Genomic DNA, 17254 nt, shown 5'->3' with positions numbered 1-17254 from the left:
AAGAAACTGGTCCGCCGCAGCCCCATCCAACCCCGACCAGATGGCGCCGCGGCGGACACAAACTCAGGGGGAAAACTGTAACCCATGTATCCGGTTCAAAGTGTTACCCATCTATCGGCTGGACACCTGTCGCCGCCGGTTTCGCCAATCGCCAACGCTGAAGGAAGCGCGCCGAGGTTGCGGCTGCCTCTTTCTCCCCGTTTACGGGGAGAAATGCCCGGCAGGGCAATGAGGGGCGGCGCCAAGATCGACGATTGGCCCCTCGTGGCCTCGTTGTGTCGAGCACTTGCCGCGGGGTGGCCTGCCGCCTTGCCTCAACCAAAAGCGATGAGCAGATCCTTCGCATCGATCTGATCGCCGGCCTTGACCAGCACTTCGGCGACTACGCCGTCGCGCTCGGCATGGAGTGCGGTCTCCATCTTCATCGCCTCGATCGAGAGCAGCACGTCGCCCGCCTTGACCGCCTGGCCGGCGGCGACGGCAAGGGCCGACACCACGCCCGGCATCGGCGCGCCGATATGCGCTTCATTGCCCGGCTCCGCTTTGCGCCGCGCCTTGGCGGCCGAGGCGCCATGGGCGCGGTCCGGCACCTTCACGCGGCGCGGCTGGCCGTTGAGCTCGAAGAAGACGGTGACCATGCCCTTTTCGTCGACATCGCCGAACGCCTGGCAGCGCACGACCAAGGTCTTGCCCTTCTCGATGTCGACGAAGATCTCGTCTTCCGACTTCATGCCGTAAAAATAGGTCGGCGTCGGCAGCACGCTGACTGGTCCGTACGTTTCCTGCGCGGCGGCAAAGTCGGTGAAGACCTTCGGATACATCAGCCAGGAAGCGAATTCGAATTCGCTGAGCTTGCGTTCGAGCTTCTGCTCGATCTCCTTGCGGCTGGCCTTGAGGTTCGCTGGCTTGAGCAGCGAGCCCGGCCTGACCGTGATCGGCTTTTCGCCCTTCAGCGCCTTCTTCTGCAGCGCTTGCGGCCAGCCGCCGGGCGACTGGCCGAGATCGCCGCGCAGCATCGAGACGACCGAATCCGGGAAGGCTATGTCCTTCGCCGGATTCTCGACATCGGCGACGGCGAGGTCCTGGCTGATCATCATCAGCGCCATGTCGCCGACCACTTTCGACGACGGCGTCACCTTGACGATGTCGCCGAACATCAAATTGACGTCGTGATAGGCCTGCGCCACCTCGTGCCAGCGTGTTTCGAGGCCGAGCGAGCGCGCCTGTTCCTTGAGATTGGTGAACTGGCCGCCCGGCATTTCGTGCAGATAGACTTCCGAGGCCGGCCCCTTGAGGTCGCTTTCGAAGGCGGCGTACTGGTTGCGCACCGCTTCCCAGTAGAAGGAGATGTGACGGATCCACTGCGGGTCGAGGCCGGGATCGCGCTCGGTGCCCTTCAGCGCCTCGACGATCGAGCCCAGGCAGGGCTGCGAGGTGTTGCCGGAGAAGGAATCCATCGCCGCGTCGATGGCGTCGACGCCGCTCTCGACCGCCGCCAGCACCGTCGCCGCCGACAGGCCGGAGGTGTCGTGCGTGTGGAAATGGATGGGCAGATCGGTCTCTTCGCGCAGCACCTTGAACAGCACCCGCGCCGCACTGGGCTTCAGGAGGCCCGCCATGTCCTTGACGGCAATGATATGCGCGCCGGCCGCTTCCAGCTCCTTGGTCAGCCCGACATAGTATTTGAGGTCGTATTTGGCGCGCGCCGGGTCGAGGATATCGCCGGTGTAGCACATCGCCGCTTCGATCAGCTTGCCCTCGGCGCCCACCGCGTCCATGGCGACGCGCATGTTCTCGACCCAGTTCAGGCAGTCGAAGACGCGGAACAGGTCGACGCCGCCGGCGGCCGCCTGCTTGACGAAATGCTGCACGACATTGTCGGGATAGTTGGTGTAGCCGACGCCGTTGGCGCCGCGCAGCAGCATCTGCAGCAAAAGGTTGGGCGCTGCTTCACGCACTCTGCTCAGCCGTTCCCACGGATCCTCGGTCAGGAAGCGCATGGCGACGTCGAAGGTCGCGCCGCCCCAGCATTCCAGCGAGAGCAGTTGCGGCAGCGCCCGCGCATAGGCGCCGGCGATGCCGGCGATGTCGTAGGTGCGCATGCGGGTGGCAAGCAGCGACTGGTGGCCGTCGCGCATCGTCGTGTCGGTGACCAGCACCTGGGCCTGATCGCGCATCCAGACCGCGAACTTCTCCGGTCCAAGCGCATCGAGCCGCTGCTTGCTGCCATCCGGCACCTTGCCGTTGAGATAGGGCACGACGGGTGCCGCGGCATCGGCCTTGGGCACCGGCCGTCCGCGCGTCTCCGGATGGCCGTTGACGCTGACATCGGCCAGATAGTTGAGCAGCTTGGTGGCGCGGTCCTGCCGCTTCACTTGCTGGAACAGTTCCGGCGTCGTGTCGATGAACTTGGTGGTGTAGGAATTGTCGGCGAAGCTCGGGTGATTGATGATCGCTTCGAGGAAGGTGAGGTTCGTCGCCACCCCGCGGATGCGGAATTCGCGCAGCGCCCGGTTCATGCGGGCGATCGTCTCGGCCGGGGTCGGCGCCCAGGCCGTCACCTTTTCCAGCAGCGGATCGTAGAAGCGGGTGATGACAGCGCCCGAATAGGCGGTGCCGCCGTCGAGGCGGATGCCGAAGCCGGTGGCGCCGCGATAGGCAGTGATGCGGCCATAATCCGGAATGAAATTGTGCTCCGGATCCTCGGTGGTAATGCGGCACTGCAGCGCGTGGCCGTTGAGCTTGATGTCCTTCTGCATCGGCACGCCCGATTCCGGCGTGCCGATGACGAAGCCGTCGAGGATGTGTATCTGCGCCTTCACGATATCGATGCCGGTCACCATCTCGGTGACGGTGTGCTCGACCTGGATGCGCGGATTGACCTCGATGAAGTAGAATTTGCCGGTGTCGGCGTCCTGCAGGAACTCGACGGTGCCGGCGCCGATATAGCTGGTTTCGCGCGCGATCTTCAGCGCATAGCCGCAAAGCTCCTGGCGCAGTTCCTCGCTGAGATAGGGCGCCGGCGCGCGTTCGACGACCTTCTGGTTGCGGCGCTGGATCGAGCAGTCGCGCTCGAACAGATGCACGGCATTGCCGTGTGTGTCGCCGAGCACCTGCACCTCGACATGGCGCGCGCGCTCGATCAGCTTTTCGAGATAGACCTCGTCCTTGCCGAAGGCGGCCTTGGCCTCGCGCTTGCCTTCCATCACCTCGCGGGCGAGATCGGCTTCCGCGCGGATGGCACGCATGCCGCGGCCGCCGCCGCCCCACGAGGCCTTCAACATCACCGGATAGCCGATTTGGGCGGCGAGCTTCTTCACCTCCTCCAGGTCGTCGGGCAGCGGATCGGTGGCCGGCACGACCGGCACGCCGACCTCGATCGCCAGGTTGCGCGCCGCGACCTTGTTGCCGAGCCGGCGCATCGTCTCCGGCTTCGGCCCGATGAAGGTGATGCCGGCGGCGGCGCAGGCCTCGGCGAATTCCGGGCTTTCCGACAGCAAGCCGTAGCCGGGATGGATGGCATCGGCGCCCGACAATCTGGCGACACGGATCACCTCGTCGATCGAAAGATAGCTTTCGATCGGGCCCATATCCTTGGCCAGATGCGGACCGCGACCGACCTGATAGCTTTCGTCGGCCTTGAAGCGATGCAGCGAATATTTGTCCTCTTCGGCCCAGATCGCCACGGTTTTGAGACCCAGCTCGTTGGCCGCGCGAAAGACGCGGATGGCGATTTCGGACCGGTTGGCGACGAGGATCTTCGTGATTGCCAAGGACTGGGCTCCAGCAGCGGAAGGTGAGATGAGGCGCAATGATTAGCGTGAAAATGCTGCAGCGCAAACAAAATCGCGCGACACCTAAAACGATTTAAATCACCTGTTTGCGCCAAAGCGCCGCTATCGTTCCGCCTGATGGTTCAAGGAGCGGGTTGCAGCCGTTCTTGCGAGGGCCGGCGCGGTCGAAGCGACGGAGAAGCATCCGCCAAAGAAAATGCCCGGCGCTGAGCGCCGGGCATCTCGAAAAGTCGGCTTCTGTTTTGCCGGCTTATTTCTCGAAATAGCCGTACTTGCCGTCCTCGCCCTTCTTCCACTCGTAGATGACATAGTCCGGACGGGTGATGTCACCCTTGGAGTCGTAGCCGATCTCGCCAATAACCGTCTTCCACGGACCGCCGGACTTGATCGTCTCGGCAACCTTCTGCGCATCGTCGGCCGAGCCGACCTTGGCGATCGCCTGGGAGATGATCTGGATGGCGGCATAGGAGTAGAGCGTGTAGGCTTCCGGCTCGAAGCCGGCAGCGCGGAACTTCTCCACCACTTCCTTGGCGTCCGGGTTCTTGCGCGGATCCGGAGCGAAGGTGTTGAGCGTGCCGGCAACGGCGTCGCCGGCGATCGAGGCCAGTTCGTTGGAGACGATGCCGTCACCCGAGAACATCGGCGCCTTCAGGCCCTGGTCGGCCGTCTGACGGATGATCAGGCCGGCTTCGGTGTGCAGACCGCCCCAATAGATCAGGGTGACGCCGTTTTCCTTCATCTTGGCGATGAGGGCCGAGAAGTCCTTGTCGCCGACATTCACGCCTTCATACATCACTTCCGTGATGCCGTTGGCGTTGAGGTTCTTCTTGGTCTCGTCGGCGAGGCCCTGGCCATAAGGCGTCTTGTCGTGGATGATGGCGATCTTGGCGTCCTTGAAGTTCTTGGCGATGTAGTCGCCGGCCACCTTGCCCTGCTGGTCGTCGCGACCGCAGGTGCGGAAGGTGTTCCACAGGCCGCGCTCGGTGAGCTTCGGATTGGTTGCCGACGGCGTCATGACGAGGATGCCGTTCTCGGCATAGACTTCCGACGCGGGAATGGTCACGCCCGAGTTGAAGTGGCCGTCGACGTACTTGATGCCGTCAGCGACGAACTTGTTGGCGACCGAGATGCCCTGTTTGGGATCGGAGACGTCATCGCCGATCTCGAGCTTGAGCTGCTGGCCATTGACGCCGCCCGCCGCGTTGATGTCGGCGACCGCCTGCTCAGCGCCCTTCTGCAGCTGCGCGCCGAAAGCGGCGTTCGGGCCGGTGATCGGACCGGCGACGCCAATCAGAAGGTCCGCAGCCCACGCGCTGCCGCTGAACGCGATGAACGCGGTCAGCGCCACGGCGGACAAGAGTGATTTTTTCATTGAAACGCTCCCATTTACGGAGTGGGCGTGGATGATACTTTCATGCGATGCCCACCCTTATCGCAGAAAGCATAGAATGCCGATTTTCAGGCACTTGTCACGCCGATTCATCCCCGAGACGGCGTTAATCATGAACGTCAGCCCTTCGGCTTCCAGCTCAATAAGGAAGCTCTTTCGTAGAGCCAGTTATACTGTGTGACCATCTGGTTGGTGCGCGTGAATTGATAGCCGAGAAAGCCCAGTATCATCAGTACGATGGTGTCGACGATATAGTAATGCAGCGAGAACATCGTGCCCCCGAACAAGGCATGGTGGATGAACCTGATGCCGATGCCGAGCCCGAGCATGTAGAGGAACAGCCGGAAATGGCTGCTCCAGGTCTGCGCCGCCGCCTTGCCGGTCATCCATGCCGCCCAGCCGCCGAGCAGGCAGGTGACGAACAGGAACTGCCAGATCGAGGCTTCTTCGTAGAGAACGCCTTGCATGATTGATGTCTCCCGACCTTAGTGATGGCCGCCTTCGAGATAGGCGGCGCGCACTTCCGGATTGGCGAGCAGCTCCTTACCGGTGCCGCTCATCGTCACATTGCCGTTGACCATGACGTAGCCGCGATTGGCGAGCTTGAGCGCGCCGAAGGCGTTCTGCTCGACCAGGAACACGGTCAGCCCCTGCGACCTGTTGAGTTCGCGGATGGCGTCGAAGATCTGCCTGACGATCAGCGGCGCCAGACCAAGCGACGGCTCGTCGAGCAGGAGCAGCCTCGGCCGGGCCATCAGCGCGCGCCCGATCGACAACATCTGCTGCTCGCCGCCCGACAGCGTTCCGCCGCGCTGGTTGATGCGCTCCTTCAGCCGCGGGAACAGCGCGAACACCTTCTCGGCGTCCTCGTCAAAATGCTTGAGGTTGTCGATGCTGGCGCCCATCTGCAGGTTTTCCATCACCGTCATGCGCGGGAAGATGCGGCGTCCTTCCGGCGACTGGGCGATGCGCAGCCGCGCTATCTCGTGCGTCGGCATCTGGGTGATGTTGGTGCCGGCGAAGGTGATGGAGCCCGCGCGGGCGCGCGGCGCGCCGAAGATGGTCATCATCAGCGTCGATTTGCCGGCGCCGTTGGCGCCGATCAGCGCCACGATCTCACCCTGGTTGACGCTGACGTCGACGCCGTTCAGCGCCCGGATGTTGCCGTAGTAGGTCTGCACGCCCTTGATATCGAGCAGCGTTGTGCCGGCCATTATTTACGCCCTCCACGCTTGCCCGATGCAGGCTTGGCCGCCGTGCCCTTGTCCTTCGAAGCACTGTCGGCTTTCGCCGCCGGAGCCTTCGCTGCCGTTTTCTTCGGCGCTGCTTTCGCAGTGCTCCGCTTCGCGGCCGGCTTGGCTGCTTCAGCGGACTTGCTGGCGACCGAGGCGGCGCGCGCATCGACCTGTGCCGCCTTCGAGGCGCCCTTCGACACCGTGACGCGCTCGCCTTCGTCCGCGTGTTCGACAGTATCGGAAACCGGTCCGGCCATCATCGAAGCGGAATTGCCCGGGCCATGCGCGGAGTCGGGGCCGGTATCGAGCTGTTCGATGACGTCCTCGTCGCCGACTTCGGTGAGCACTTCTTCGACCTGCTCGTCGTCGACGCCGAGATAGGCGGCGATGACGCGCGGGTCGGTCCTGACCGACTGCGGATTGCCGTCGGAAATCTTGCGACCATATTCGAGCACGACGACATGGTCGGAGATCTGCATGACCACCGACATGTCGTGCTCGATGAGCAGAATCGAAGTGCCGGTGTTGTCCTTGATGTCCATCAGGATCTCGTTGAGCGCGGCCGATTCCTTTGGGTTGAGGCCGGCGGCCGGCTCGTCGAGGCAAAGCAGCTCGGGTCCGGTGCACATGGCGCGCGCGATCTCCAGCCGCCGCTGCGCGCCATAGGGCAGGTCGCCGGCCGGATCATCGGCGCGCTCGACGAGATTGGCCTTCTCCAGCCAGTGCCTGGCGAGCTCGATCGATTCGGCCGAGGCCTGGCGATAGCTCGGGAAGCCGAACAGGCCCAGGAAGGTGTAGCCCGAGGCCTTCATCAGCTTGTTGTGCTGCGCGACCAACAGGTTCTCGAGCAACGTCATGCCCGAGAACAGGCGGATGTTCTGGAAGGTGCGCGCCACGTTGGCGCGCGCCGGAATCTCGTGGTTGGGCAAGCGCTCGAGCAGATAGGTCGAGCCGTCACGTTTGTTGAGCGTGATCATGCCCTCGGTAGGCTTGTAGAAGCCGGTGATGCAGTTGAACACCGTCGTCTTGCCGGCGCCGTTCGGCCCGATCAGCGCGGTGATCTCGCCGCGCCTTGCCTGGAAGGACAGGTCGCCGATGGCGACCAGACCGCCGAACTTCATCGACAGGTGCTCGACCTGCAGGATGAAGTCGCTCTGGGAAGCTTGCACGTCCATCAGCCGTGGCCCTCCTTTGTGAAGGAGCCCGAGACCGCTTTTCGTTCCCTCAGGAAGGCCGTCGGCTCGCGGCTGCCGACGAAGCCGCGCGGCTTCCACAGCATGACGATGACCATGGCCATGCCGAACAGAAGCATGCGGTAGAGTTCCGGGGTGAAGTCGGGGCCGAACACGGCCTTGAGGAAACCGAGCTCGCGCAGGATTTCGGTACCGCCGATCATCACCAGCGCTGCCACCGCGATGCCGCCGAGCGAGCCCATGCCGCCGAGCACCACGATCGCCAGGATGATCGCCGATTCCAGGAAGACGAAGGATTCGGGACTGACGAAGCCTTGCCGGGCGGCGAAGAACGAGCCTGCGAAGCCGCCGAACATCGCGCCGGTGGCGAACGCCGTGAGCTTGGTGGTGGTGGTGTTGATGCCGAGCGAGCGGCAGGCGATCTCGTCCTCGCGCAGCGCTTCCCAGGCCCGGCCTACCGGCAGGCGGCGAAGCCTGATGGTGACGAAGGCGGTGAGGAAGCAGAGCCCCAGGATCAGGTAGTAGAGGAAGATTTTGTAGTAGGCGCCCGACTGGGCGATGTGCAGCACCTTGGCGATGTAATTCGGGTCCGAGACGTTGAACGACATCAGCCCGAAGAAGGAAACTTTCGGAATGCCGGAAACGCCGGCCGAGCCGTTGGTCACCTCGCGCCAGTTGATGATCACGAGACGGATGATCTCGCCGAAGGCGAGCGTCACGATCGCCAGATAGTCGCCGCGCAGCCTCAGCACTGGGAAGCCGAGCATGACGCCCCAGAAGGCGGCCATGCAGCCTGCGGCCGGCAGCAGGATCCAGAACGACAGGCCGAAATGCGTGCCGAGCAACGCATAGGCATAGGCGCCGACGGCGTAGAAGGCGACGTAACCGAGATCGAGCAGGCCGGCCAGCCCGACGACGATGTTGAGGCCCCAAGCCAGCATCACATAGATCAGGATCTGGATGCCGAAATTGTCGACCCATTTCAGCGAGCCCTGAAAGCCGAACGCCAGGACGATCGCGACCGGGTATAGGAGCAGCACGGTGGCGCCGATCTTGTTGAAGTTTCGCCGCACGAAGCCCGGCTCCGCCGCGACCGCGGGCGCCTTGGCCTTTTCAGCCTTTGACCGTTCCATCGCCGGCTGCGCGTAACCGACATAGAGGAAGCGGCCGACGGCGGTGGCGATGACTACCAGGGCAAGCAGGCCCCAGCGCTGCACCACGATCAGCTCGTTGTTGATGTTCTGGTCGGTCCTGAGACCGATGAACAGCACGAACAGGCCGAGCGCGATCGCACCGGCATAGAACGCTTCGCGGAAAGCGCGTTGGATGGGAGTAGCGACGACGTCGCGCTCCGGAGATACGGTGACGGCCATCAGGATCAGACCTTTTCGACTTCAGGCCGGCCCAGGATGCCGGAGGGCAGGAAGATGAGCACGATCGCCAGGATCGAGAAGGCGGCAACGTCCTTGTAGTCGATCGAGAAATAGGCCGACCACATGCTCTCGATGAAGCCGATCAGCAGCCCGCCGAGCACTGCGCCCGGCAGCGAGCCGATGCCGCCGAGCACCGCCGCCGTGAAGGCCTTCACGCCCGGCACGAACCCGTCCGAAAACACCACCACGCCATAATACATCAGGAACAGCGTTCCCGCGACCGCGGCAAGGGCCGCACCCATGATGAAGGTGATCGATATAGTGCGATCGACGTCGACGCCTAGCAGCGCCGCCATCTTGCGGTCCTGCTCGCAGGCGCGCTGCGCCCGTCCCAGCGCCGTCCTGTTGACGAGATACCAGAAGATCGCCAGCAGCACGATGGTGACCAGCACGATGATGATCTGCTTCAACGAGATGCTGATGCCGTCGACCGTGTAGACTTGGCTGACCAGCGGCGGGATCGGCTTGTTGCGCGGGCCCTGCGTGACCTGCACGAAGTTGGACAGCGCGATCGACATGCCGATGGCGGTGATCAGCGGCGCCAGCCGGAACGATCCGCGCAGCGGCCTGTAGGCCACCTTCTCGATCGTCCAGTTGTAGAGGCTGGTGAGCAGCATGCCCACGATCATCATGATCAGGAGCGCCACCACCACAGGCACGGAATAGAACAGCGCGCCGAGGATCAGGAAAACGATGAGGGCCGTGAAGGCGCCGACCATGAAGATGTCGCCATGGGCGAAATTGATCATGCCGATGATGCCGTAGACCATCGTGTAGCCGATCGCGATCAGCCCATAGATAGATCCCAGCGTCAGCCCGTTGATAAGCTGCTGGACGAAGTACTGCATATTTATGCGGCTCCCCTGGAATGTCGCCCGTTTCCGGGTCGCACTCCTTTTCGTATTTCCCCTAGTCGTAAAGTTTCGAGACCGGATTGCAACGTGATTTTTCAATCGCCGGGCGTGGTTTGGAAGCACGCCGCCCGATTGCCCGTTTTCCCGCACCCGGCCCCTGGACTATCGCGGACCCTATCATTGGCACAACGCAATGTCTTTGACGATTCAGCCGTATCATGCGCATCGTTTCGAAGAAATCGCCGTCAAAATAAATTGATGAGAAGATTCTTTGCGCCGAGGAAGGCGGTCGTTTTGCGCGGAATGCCTTCCGCAAGGTGAGGCCGTGACGGTTATGTGACGATGAATCCGTGCGCGAACGGATCGCGATCGTCGATGAAGATGGTGTTGAGCCCGGTCATGCGCGCCCAGCCTCCGATCGAGGGGATGATCGCCGGCTTGCCGGCCACGCTGACTTCTTTTTCCACCCTGCCCTTGAACAGCGAGCCGATGATCGATTCATGGACAAAACTGTCGCCGGCCTTGAGCCTGCCCTTGGCGTGCAGCTGCGCCATGCGCGCCGAAGTGCCGGTGCCGCAAGGCGAGCGGTCGATCGCCTTGTCGCCATAGAATACGGCGTTGCGCGCATCGGCCTCGGCATGTTTCGGCTTGCCCGTCCACAGCATGTGCGACAGCCGGTTGATGCCGGGGTTTTCCGGGTGGACGAACGAGTATTTCTCGTTGAGCCGCTGGCGCACCACCGGGCTCCAGGCGATGAGGTCGCCGGCCGAATAATCGGCCATGTCGCGGTAGTTCGTCTGCGGCTCGACGATGGCGTAGAAATTGCCGCCATAGGCGACGTCGACGCTGATCTCGCCAAGCACGGGGCATTCGACGGTCAGCCCTTCGGCGTAGAGGAAGGACGGCACGTTGGTGATGCGCACCTCCTCGACATATTCGCCGACCTGTTTGTATTCGGCGATGACGAGGCCGGCCGGCGTGTCGAGCCTCAGCACGCCCGGGGTCTTCGGCTTCACCAGCCCATGCTCGATCGCCATCGTGACCGTGCCGATGGTGCCGTGGCCGCACATCGGCAGGCAGCCCGAGGTCTCGATGAACAGGATGGCGATGTCGCAGTCCTCGCGCGTCGGCGGATAGAGGATCGAGCCCGACATCACGTCATGGCCGCGTGGCTCGAACATCAGCCCGGTGCGGATCCAGTCATATTCTGCCAGGAAATGTGCGCGCCGCTCCATCATCGTCGAGCCCTCGAGCAGCGGCCCGCCGCCGGCCACCAGCCGCACCGGATTGCCGCAGGTGTGGCCATCGATGCAGAAGAATGATTTCTTGGCCATGATGCTCCTTAAAATATCACAATCCGGGGGGTGTCAGAACCGTTGCGGACGGAATGGAGTGAGATCGAGCGGCAGAGTCTGCCCGAGAACAAGATCGCGGATCAAGCGGCCGGTCGCCGCCGCCTGGGTCAGGCCGAGATGGCCATGGCCGAAAGCGTAGAAGATACCCGGCGCCCGCGCGGCGCCAATGACCGGCAGCGAATCCGGCAGCGACGGGCGAAAACCCATCCACTCGCGGCCGCCCGACGGATCGAGCCTCGGCAGGAAGCGTTTTGCCTTTTCCAGCATCGCCTTCGAGCGCTGGAAATTGGGCGGTCGCTCGATGCCGCCGAGCTCGACGGCGCCGCCGACGCGCAGGCCGGTTTCCAGCGGCGTGATGACGAAGCCATGACCGGAAAAGATCAGCTGCCGCTTCACGTCGAAGGCCGAGACCGGCAGCGTCGTGTTGTAGCCGCGTTCGGTCTCGAGCGGGATGCGGTCGCCGAGATTTCTGGCCAAGAGATGCGACCACGCGCCGGCCGCAATGACGAGCTGCTTCGCCTTCCGCGTCGTGCCGTCGGCAAGCGCGATCACAGCACCGTTGGCGCCGGCCTCGACGCGCTCCACCTCCGCGCGCTCGAAGCGAGCGCCGAGCTTCTCCGCGTAGGCCCAGACCGCCTTGCCGAGCAGCTTTGGATCGGCGACCGTCTTCCAGCCCGGCACGAAGGTGCCTTTGATGAAGCGAGGTGACAGGCCAGGCTGCAAGCTCGCCATCTCCTGGCCCTCGACATGACGGAAGCCGATGCCGAAGCGCTCACGCTCCGCCCAGCCCGGCAGCGAGGCGCGGAACTCCGCTTCGCTTTCGTAGAGTTCGAGCGAGCCGTCCTCGCGCAGCATCGGCCGCGTGCCGGAGCGATCGAGCAGGCCCATCCATTCCGCCTCGGCGAGCTTCATCATGCCGGCCTGAGCCGCGACGCTCGTTTCATAGTGCCTGGCGGCGCCGGCGCGCCAGAAGCGGATCAGCCAGGGCAGGAGTTTGGGCAGATAGGCTGGCGGAATGGCTAATGGACCCAACGGATCGGCAAGCCATTTCGGCAACTGCCTGATCATCCCCTTATGCGCCAGCGGCAGCACGTCGGAGAAGGCGAAGGCGGCGGCGTTGCCGGAGCTCGTCTCCTCGCAGATGCCGGTGCGGTCGAAAACGGTCACGCTGCGCCCCGCCTCGGCGAGGTATGCGGCAGCGCAGATGCCGATGATGCCGCCACCGACAATGGCGATGTCCTCCCCTTCTCCCCGTTCACGGGGTGCCCGCGGGGCGGATGAGGCGCGGGGCCCCTCGTCTGAAGATTTGGAATTTCCCTGCACGTCGGCGCTGCCCCTCATCTGGCTGCCGCCATCTTCTCCCCGTGAACAAGGAGAAGACAGCTGTCAAAACGCCGGCAGTTCCGGTCGCACGGCCAGCGCATCCTTGACGATCTTTTCCACCGCCTTGCGGCGCTCGCCCGACAGCGGCCGGCGCGGCATGCGAACGCGGTCATTGGTATCGATCGCCAGCACTTCGGCAAGCTTGATGTTTTGGACCAGATAGGTCGAGACATCGAGGTCGAGCAGCGGCCGGAACCAGCGGTAGATCTTCAGCGCTTCCTCGCGGCGGCCTTGCTTCATCAGCTGATAGATGGCGACCGTCTCGCGCGGGAAGGCGGTGACCAGGCCGGCCACCCAGCCGATCGCGCCGACCGACAGCGCCTCGAAGGCAAGGTTGTCGACGCCGGTGAAGAGGTCGTAGCGGTCGCCGAGCCGATTGATGATCTCGGTCGAGCGGCGGATGTCGTCGGAGGATTCCTTTATGGCGACGAAGCGCCTGTCCGATGCCAGCTCCTCCATCAGGTCGACGGTGACGTCGACGCGGTAGGCGAGCCGGTTGGAGTAGATCATGACCGGCAGATCGCCGGCTTCCGCGACGGCGCGCAGCGCCGCCACCGTCTCTTGCGGGTCGGTATGGTAGATCGGGCTCGGCACCACCATCAGGCCGCTGGCGCCTTCCTTGGCGGCGCGGCGCGCGATGCTCGCCGCCTCGCGCGTGCCGGGCTCGTTGATGGTCAAAAGCACCGGCTTCTTGCCGGCGACCTTCTGCGCTGTCTTCAGCACCTCGATCTTCTCGTCGGAGGACAGCATCGGCCCTTCGCCGAGCGAGCCGCAGACGATGATGCCGTCGCAGCCGGCCTCCATCTGCAAGCCAAAGCAGCGCTCCATCTCGGCATGGTCGAGGCGGTCGGCGGCGGTGAATTTGGTCGTGACTGCGGGGAAAACTCCGGCCCACATGGCGATCTCTCCATCTGATATATCAGCCATATATCTATTAAGAGTTGGCCTGTCAACGCTGAATCCGCTATGATATATAAAAAATATATCAGGAGCCGCCCATTGATATCCCCCTTGATATCCATCGAGACGAACGCGGCCTTCGAACCGGCGGCGACCAGAGCCTATCGCGCGCTGGAGCACATGATCGTCACGCTTGAGCTGGCGCCTTCGAGCTTCGTCACCGAAGGCGCGCTGATCGAGCGGCTGGGTCTCGGGCGCACTCCCGTGCGCGAGGCGATCCAGAGGCTGGCCTGGGAAGGTCTGTTGGACATCAGACCTCGCGCGGGCATCGCGGTCGCGCCGCTTCATGCCGGCGACTGGCTGCGCGTCATCGACGCCAGGCGCGGCGTCGAGGTGGTGCTTGCCCGCTCGGCCGCCCGCTTCGTCACCCGCGAAGCGGCCGACCTGTTTCACGAAGCTGCCCTTGCCATGCAGAAGGCGGTGATCTCCGGCAACGTGCTTGCCTTCATCCAGGCCGACAAGCAACTCGACGAGGCGCTGGCGATTGCCGCCGACAATCCGTTCGCGGCGCGCGTCGCGGCGCCCTTGCAGACGCACAGCCGCCGCTTCTGGTTCCGCTACAAGGCCGACACCGGGCTTGCCGAATCGGCCGAGCATCATGTCGCGCTGATCCGCTCGATCCTCGACGGCGACGAGGAAGCCGCCGCCAAGGATGCCAAGAAGCTGATGGCGCTACTGCGTGGCCACGCCGAGGTGGCGGCGACGCGCTGAGCGGATCGGTTCAGCCTTCGCTGAACTGCCCGTTATTTATCTACGCAATCCGGACGGAAAACCGTTACGCGCTTTTCCGCGAATTGCATTCAGCCGCCCGGCTGCCTGACCGCGGTGGTCAGCGTGTCTTCCCATCCGTCACCGGCCGCCAGTATGCAAGCTTGGCCCTTAACGTCGGTCATCAGGATGGTCCAGGTCCCTTTCGCCGACACAAACACCTCGAAGATCGCGACTTCCCCGGCCACGCCATAGCCGAGCCGCTTCTCCTCGAATGCCTCCGCCAGCCTTGCGACCAGATAGTCATGGCCGCCGCAGATGACTTGCGCCTGCGCGGGGAATGCCGACAGCGCCATCACGGCGCCGACAGCCGCCAGCTTGATCGATCGATACGAAAATATGCGTGCCATAGGGCACCTCCTTTGCCTTCGCATTCCGGCAAGGGAGGCACATTCGGCCGCCTCAGTGTGCCGGAACGCTCCAGGCCGGATTGGACGTCTTCATCGCGTCACTCCTTCTGGTTTCCGGTCTGTCGCAGGGAGATCAGGACTCCCTGGATTCGATATGGTGAAGTCCGGCCTCGTAAACAAGCGGGCGCAATGGAGGGCACCCAGGTTGGCTTTCGCTGGACACTCGGCTCGGCCAAGCCATTGGTGTTCAGGCACCCGGCAAGGCTGCCGTGATCGAAGGGCTGTCCCAACCTTCGCCGACGGAAAGAATACAACTCTGCCCCTTGGTGTCGGAGGCAAGCACGGTCCAGCTGCCCTGGTCGGACACAAAGATCTCGAGCACCACGTTCGGATTGATCAGGCCGCGCCCCGCTTCGCTTTCGTGGAACTTATCGCCGAGCGCCTTGATGATGTCGGCGCGTGGTGCGCATTGCGCGGCCGCATCGGCCTGACCGGTGCCGCCGGACGCCGCGGCAAGGACCATCGTCGCCATAAGAAATCGTGTCATCTGACACCTCCTCGCGCCAGACGAGAACCCCGGCTGCCACCGGCGCTGTTTGATTGGCCTGCACGCAGGGCAGGAATACAGCCTAAGGCGGATGGCCGCCTGTTGGTTCCATCACACAGCAGTGGAATTATTAGAATACGCGGATGCTCTCTGGACGTGATACGTCGAAAATCATGCACCTTAAGTTGCACGGCGCTTTGGCGGGCAACGTCACAGCATGCCAGCGATATGAACGAGGCGAAGGCCAAAATGGCCCTTCCATAGGCCCAAAAAGAAAGCGCGGCTTGCGCCGCGCTTTCTCAGGATTGATTTTGTTCGTTCAGTTCATCGTCGGGATGACGAACTCGGCGCCGTCCTTGATGCCTGCCGCGCGCCTGCAGCCGCAAAGCGGCGAGGACGCGCAAACCAAAAACCGTCCGGTCAGTTCATCGTCGGAATGACGAATTCCGCACCGTCCTTGATACCGGACGGCCAGCGCGAGGTGACCGTCTTGGTCTTGGTGTAGAAGCGGAACGCATCCGGGCCGTGCTGGTTGAGATCGCCGAAGGACGACGCCTTCCAGCCGCCGAAGGTGTAGTAGGCGATCGGCACCGGGATCGGCACGTTGACGCCGACCATGCCGACCTGGACGCGCGAGGCAAAGTCACGCGCGGCGTCGCCGTCGCGGGTGAAGATGGCGACGCCGTTGCCCATCTCGTGGTCGTTGGCAAGCTTGATCGCATCCTCGTAACGCGGCGCGCGCACCACCGAGAGCACCGGGCCAAAAATCTCTTCCTTGTAGATACGCATGTCGGCGGTCACGTTGTCGAACAGGCAGCCGCCCATGTAGTAGCCGTTCTCATAGCCCTGCATCTTGAAGCCGCGGCCGTCGACGACGAGCTTGGCGCCTTCCTTGACGCCGAGATCGACATAGCCCTTGACGCGCTCCAGCGCCTGAGCAGTGACCAGCGGGCCGAAATCGGCGGAAGAATCCGTCGACGGACCGACCTTCAGGCTTTCGACGCGCGGCACCAGCTTTTCCATCAGCCGGTTGGCGGTGTCGTTGCCGACCGGCACGGCCACCGAGATCGCCATGCAGCGCTCGCCTGCCGAACCGTAGCCTGCGCCGATCAGAGCATCGACCGTCTGGTCCATGTCGGCGTCGGGCATGATGATCATGTGGTTCTTGGCGCCGCCGAAGCACTGCACGCGCTTGCCGGAGGCGGTGCCACGCGAATAGATGTAGTGAGCGATCGGCGTCGAGCCGACGAAGCCGATTGCCTTGATGTCCGGATCGTCGAGGATCGCATCGACAACCTCCTTGTCGCCGTTGACGACGTTGAGGATGCCTGCCGGCAGACCGGCCTCGATGAACAGCTCGGCGATGCGGATCGGCACGCCCGGATCGCGCTCCGAAGGCTTCAGGATGAAGGCGTTGCCGCAGGCGATCGCCGGCGCGATCTTCCACAGCGGGATCATCGCCGGGAAGTTGAATGGCGTGATGCCGGCGACGACGCCGAGCGGCTGGCGCATCGAATAGACGTCGATGCCGGGGCCGGCGCCGTCGGTGAACTCGCCCTTCATCATGTGCGGGGCGCCGATGCAGACCTCGACCACTTCGAGGCCGCGCTGGATGTCGCCCTTGGCATCGGCAATCGTCTTGCCGTGCTCGCGCGCCAGTATGTCGGCCAGTTCGTCATAGTCACGCTGCACCAGTTCGAGGAACTTCATCAGCACGCGCACGCGGCGCTGTGGGTTGGTGGCGGCCCACTTGGGCTGCGCGGCCTTGGCGTTCTCGACCGCCGCGCGCAGTTCCTGCGCCGAGGCCAGCGCTACCGTGCCGCGCACGGAACCGTCCATCGGCTGCATGACGTCCTGCTTGCGGCCGCTGGTACCGGCGACACGCTCGCCTCCGATGAAATGACCGTATTCGATCATGGTTTCTCTCCCTGTTTGGTGATGGCGCATTGTCCGCCTTTGCGGCGGCGATGGCAACGCGAGCCAAAACGCAAC

Annotated in this window: 14 protein-coding genes and 1 pseudogene; 2 read left to right on the top strand and 13 right to left on the bottom strand. The window is 63.6% G+C overall.

Annotated elements, in window-relative coordinates:
• Nucleotides 1-314 precede the first annotated feature (314 nt).
• The 10 genes and pseudogenes from pyc to AC4FWB_RS26770 all read right to left on the bottom strand — a co-directional run bounded on the left by pyc (nucleotide 315) and on the right by AC4FWB_RS26770 (nucleotide 13534).
• Nucleotides 315-3773, bottom strand: coding sequence for a pyruvate carboxylase (gene pyc / locus AC4FWB_RS26815; RefSeq protein WP_491029249.1), 3459 nt, complete (start codon nucleotides 3771-3773; stop codon nucleotides 315-317).
• 271 nt (nucleotides 3774-4044) lie between these two features.
• Nucleotides 4045-5166 carry a branched-chain amino acid ABC transporter substrate-binding protein gene (locus AC4FWB_RS26810; RefSeq protein ID WP_491029248.1) on the bottom strand — a complete coding sequence of 374 codons (1122 nt, stop codon included), beginning with the start codon at nucleotides 5164-5166 and terminating at the stop codon, nucleotides 4045-4047.
• Between the two features lie 137 nt (nucleotides 5167-5303).
• Complete coding sequence (locus AC4FWB_RS26805; protein ID WP_491029247.1) at nucleotides 5304-5651, bottom strand: DUF6867 family protein; 348 nt, start codon at nucleotides 5649-5651, stop codon at nucleotides 5304-5306.
• An 18-nt stretch (nucleotides 5652-5669) separates the two neighbouring features.
• Nucleotides 5670-6398 carry an ABC transporter ATP-binding protein gene (locus AC4FWB_RS26800; protein ID WP_491029246.1) on the bottom strand — a complete coding sequence of 243 codons (729 nt, stop codon included), beginning with the start codon at nucleotides 6396-6398 and terminating at the stop codon, nucleotides 5670-5672.
• A 17-nt stretch (nucleotides 6399-6415) separates the two neighbouring features.
• Nucleotides 6416-7594, bottom strand: a pseudogene (locus AC4FWB_RS26795) (ABC transporter ATP-binding protein); the annotation flags it as partial.
• Nucleotides 7594-8985 (bottom strand): high-affinity branched-chain amino acid ABC transporter permease LivM, encoded by a 1392-nt coding sequence (livM, locus tag AC4FWB_RS26790; RefSeq protein WP_491029245.1) that lies wholly within the window; start codon nucleotides 8983-8985, stop codon nucleotides 7594-7596. The pseudogene AC4FWB_RS26795 and the gene livM, both read right to left, overlap by 1 nt.
• 5 nt (nucleotides 8986-8990) lie before the next feature.
• A complete protein-coding gene (locus tag AC4FWB_RS26785) occupies nucleotides 8991-9893 on the bottom strand; it encodes a branched-chain amino acid ABC transporter permease (RefSeq protein WP_491029244.1) in 903 nt (300 codons plus the stop codon).
• A gap of 338 nt (nucleotides 9894-10231) precedes the next feature.
• Nucleotides 10232-11233, bottom strand: coding sequence for a 4-hydroxyproline epimerase (locus AC4FWB_RS26780; RefSeq protein ID WP_491029243.1), 1002 nt, complete (start codon nucleotides 11231-11233; stop codon nucleotides 10232-10234).
• Between the two features lie 33 nt (nucleotides 11234-11266).
• Nucleotides 11267-12595 (bottom strand): NAD(P)/FAD-dependent oxidoreductase, encoded by a 1329-nt coding sequence (locus tag AC4FWB_RS26775; RefSeq protein ID WP_491029242.1) that lies wholly within the window; start codon nucleotides 12593-12595, stop codon nucleotides 11267-11269.
• Between the two features lie 45 nt (nucleotides 12596-12640).
• A complete protein-coding gene (locus AC4FWB_RS26770; RefSeq protein WP_491029241.1) occupies nucleotides 12641-13534 on the bottom strand; it encodes a dihydrodipicolinate synthase family protein in 894 nt (297 codons plus the stop codon).
• Between the two features lie 69 nt (nucleotides 13535-13603).
• Between AC4FWB_RS26770 and AC4FWB_RS26765 the strand changes: the two genes are divergently transcribed.
• The gene (locus AC4FWB_RS26765; RefSeq protein WP_491029240.1) at nucleotides 13604-14308 is read left to right on the top strand and encodes a GntR family transcriptional regulator; all 705 of its coding nucleotides are present in this window, start codon (nucleotides 13604-13606) and stop codon (nucleotides 14306-14308) included.
• Nucleotides 14309-14397: 89 nt separating this feature from the next.
• Here the strand turns inward: AC4FWB_RS26765 and AC4FWB_RS26760 are convergent, their stop codons facing one another.
• Nucleotides 14398-14715, bottom strand: coding sequence for a hypothetical protein (locus AC4FWB_RS26760; RefSeq protein ID WP_491029239.1), 318 nt, complete (start codon nucleotides 14713-14715; stop codon nucleotides 14398-14400).
• 247 nt (nucleotides 14716-14962) lie between these two features.
• Nucleotides 14963-15262 (bottom strand): hypothetical protein, encoded by a 300-nt coding sequence (locus AC4FWB_RS26755; RefSeq protein WP_491029238.1) that lies wholly within the window; start codon nucleotides 15260-15262, stop codon nucleotides 14963-14965.
• Between the two features lie 143 nt (nucleotides 15263-15405).
• Here AC4FWB_RS26755 and AC4FWB_RS26750 point away from each other — a divergent pair, with 143 nt between their 5' ends.
• Nucleotides 15406-15702 (top strand): hypothetical protein, encoded by a 297-nt coding sequence (locus tag AC4FWB_RS26750; RefSeq protein ID WP_491029237.1) that lies wholly within the window; start codon nucleotides 15406-15408, stop codon nucleotides 15700-15702.
• Here the strand turns inward: AC4FWB_RS26750 and AC4FWB_RS26745 are convergent.
• On the bottom strand, nucleotides 15683-17179 hold the full coding sequence (locus AC4FWB_RS26745) for a CoA-acylating methylmalonate-semialdehyde dehydrogenase (protein ID WP_491029236.1): 1497 nt from the start codon (nucleotides 17177-17179) through the stop codon (nucleotides 15683-15685). The two genes, AC4FWB_RS26750 and AC4FWB_RS26745, sit on opposite strands and share 20 nt — an antisense overlap.
• Between the last annotated feature and the right edge of the window lie 75 nt (nucleotides 17180-17254).

Source organism: Mesorhizobium sp. LEGMi-168a (assembly GCF_058312955.1).
The sequence above is the reverse complement of the archived record's forward strand: the minus strand, read 5'-3'. Positions and strand labels throughout refer to the sequence as shown.

Coding starts and splice junctions, on each gene's coding strand:
- AC4FWB_RS26775 (WP_491029242.1), bottom strand. CDS start 12,595: ATGAGGGGCAGCGCCGACGTGCAGGGAAATTCCAAATCTTCAGACGAG.
- AC4FWB_RS26745 (WP_491029236.1), bottom strand. CDS start 17,179: ATGATCGAATACGGTCATTTCATCGGAGGCGAGCGTGTCGCCGGTACC.
- AC4FWB_RS26780 (WP_491029243.1), bottom strand. CDS start 11,233: ATGGCCAAGAAATCATTCTTCTGCATCGATGGCCACACCTGCGGCAAT.
- AC4FWB_RS26760 (WP_491029239.1), bottom strand. CDS start 14,715: ATGGCACGCATATTTTCGTATCGATCGATCAAGCTGGCGGCTGTCGGC.
- AC4FWB_RS26755 (WP_491029238.1), bottom strand. CDS start 15,262: ATGACACGATTTCTTATGGCGACGATGGTCCTTGCCGCGGCGTCCGGC.
- AC4FWB_RS26785 (WP_491029244.1), bottom strand. CDS start 9,893: ATGCAGTACTTCGTCCAGCAGCTTATCAACGGGCTGACGCTGGGATCT.
- AC4FWB_RS26810 (WP_491029248.1), bottom strand. CDS start 5,166: ATGAAAAAATCACTCTTGTCCGCCGTGGCGCTGACCGCGTTCATCGCG.
- AC4FWB_RS26770 (WP_491029241.1), bottom strand. CDS start 13,534: ATGTGGGCCGGAGTTTTCCCCGCAGTCACGACCAAATTCACCGCCGCC.
- AC4FWB_RS26750 (WP_491029237.1), top strand. CDS start 15,406: ATGCTCTCTGGACGTGATACGTCGAAAATCATGCACCTTAAGTTGCAC.
- AC4FWB_RS26800 (WP_491029246.1), bottom strand. CDS start 6,398: ATGGCCGGCACAACGCTGCTCGATATCAAGGGCGTGCAGACCTACTAC.
- livM (WP_491029245.1), bottom strand. CDS start 8,985: ATGGCCGTCACCGTATCTCCGGAGCGCGACGTCGTCGCTACTCCCATC.
- AC4FWB_RS26765 (WP_491029240.1), top strand. CDS start 13,604: ATGATATATAAAAAATATATCAGGAGCCGCCCATTGATATCCCCCTTG.
- AC4FWB_RS26805 (WP_491029247.1), bottom strand. CDS start 5,651: ATGCAAGGCGTTCTCTACGAAGAAGCCTCGATCTGGCAGTTCCTGTTC.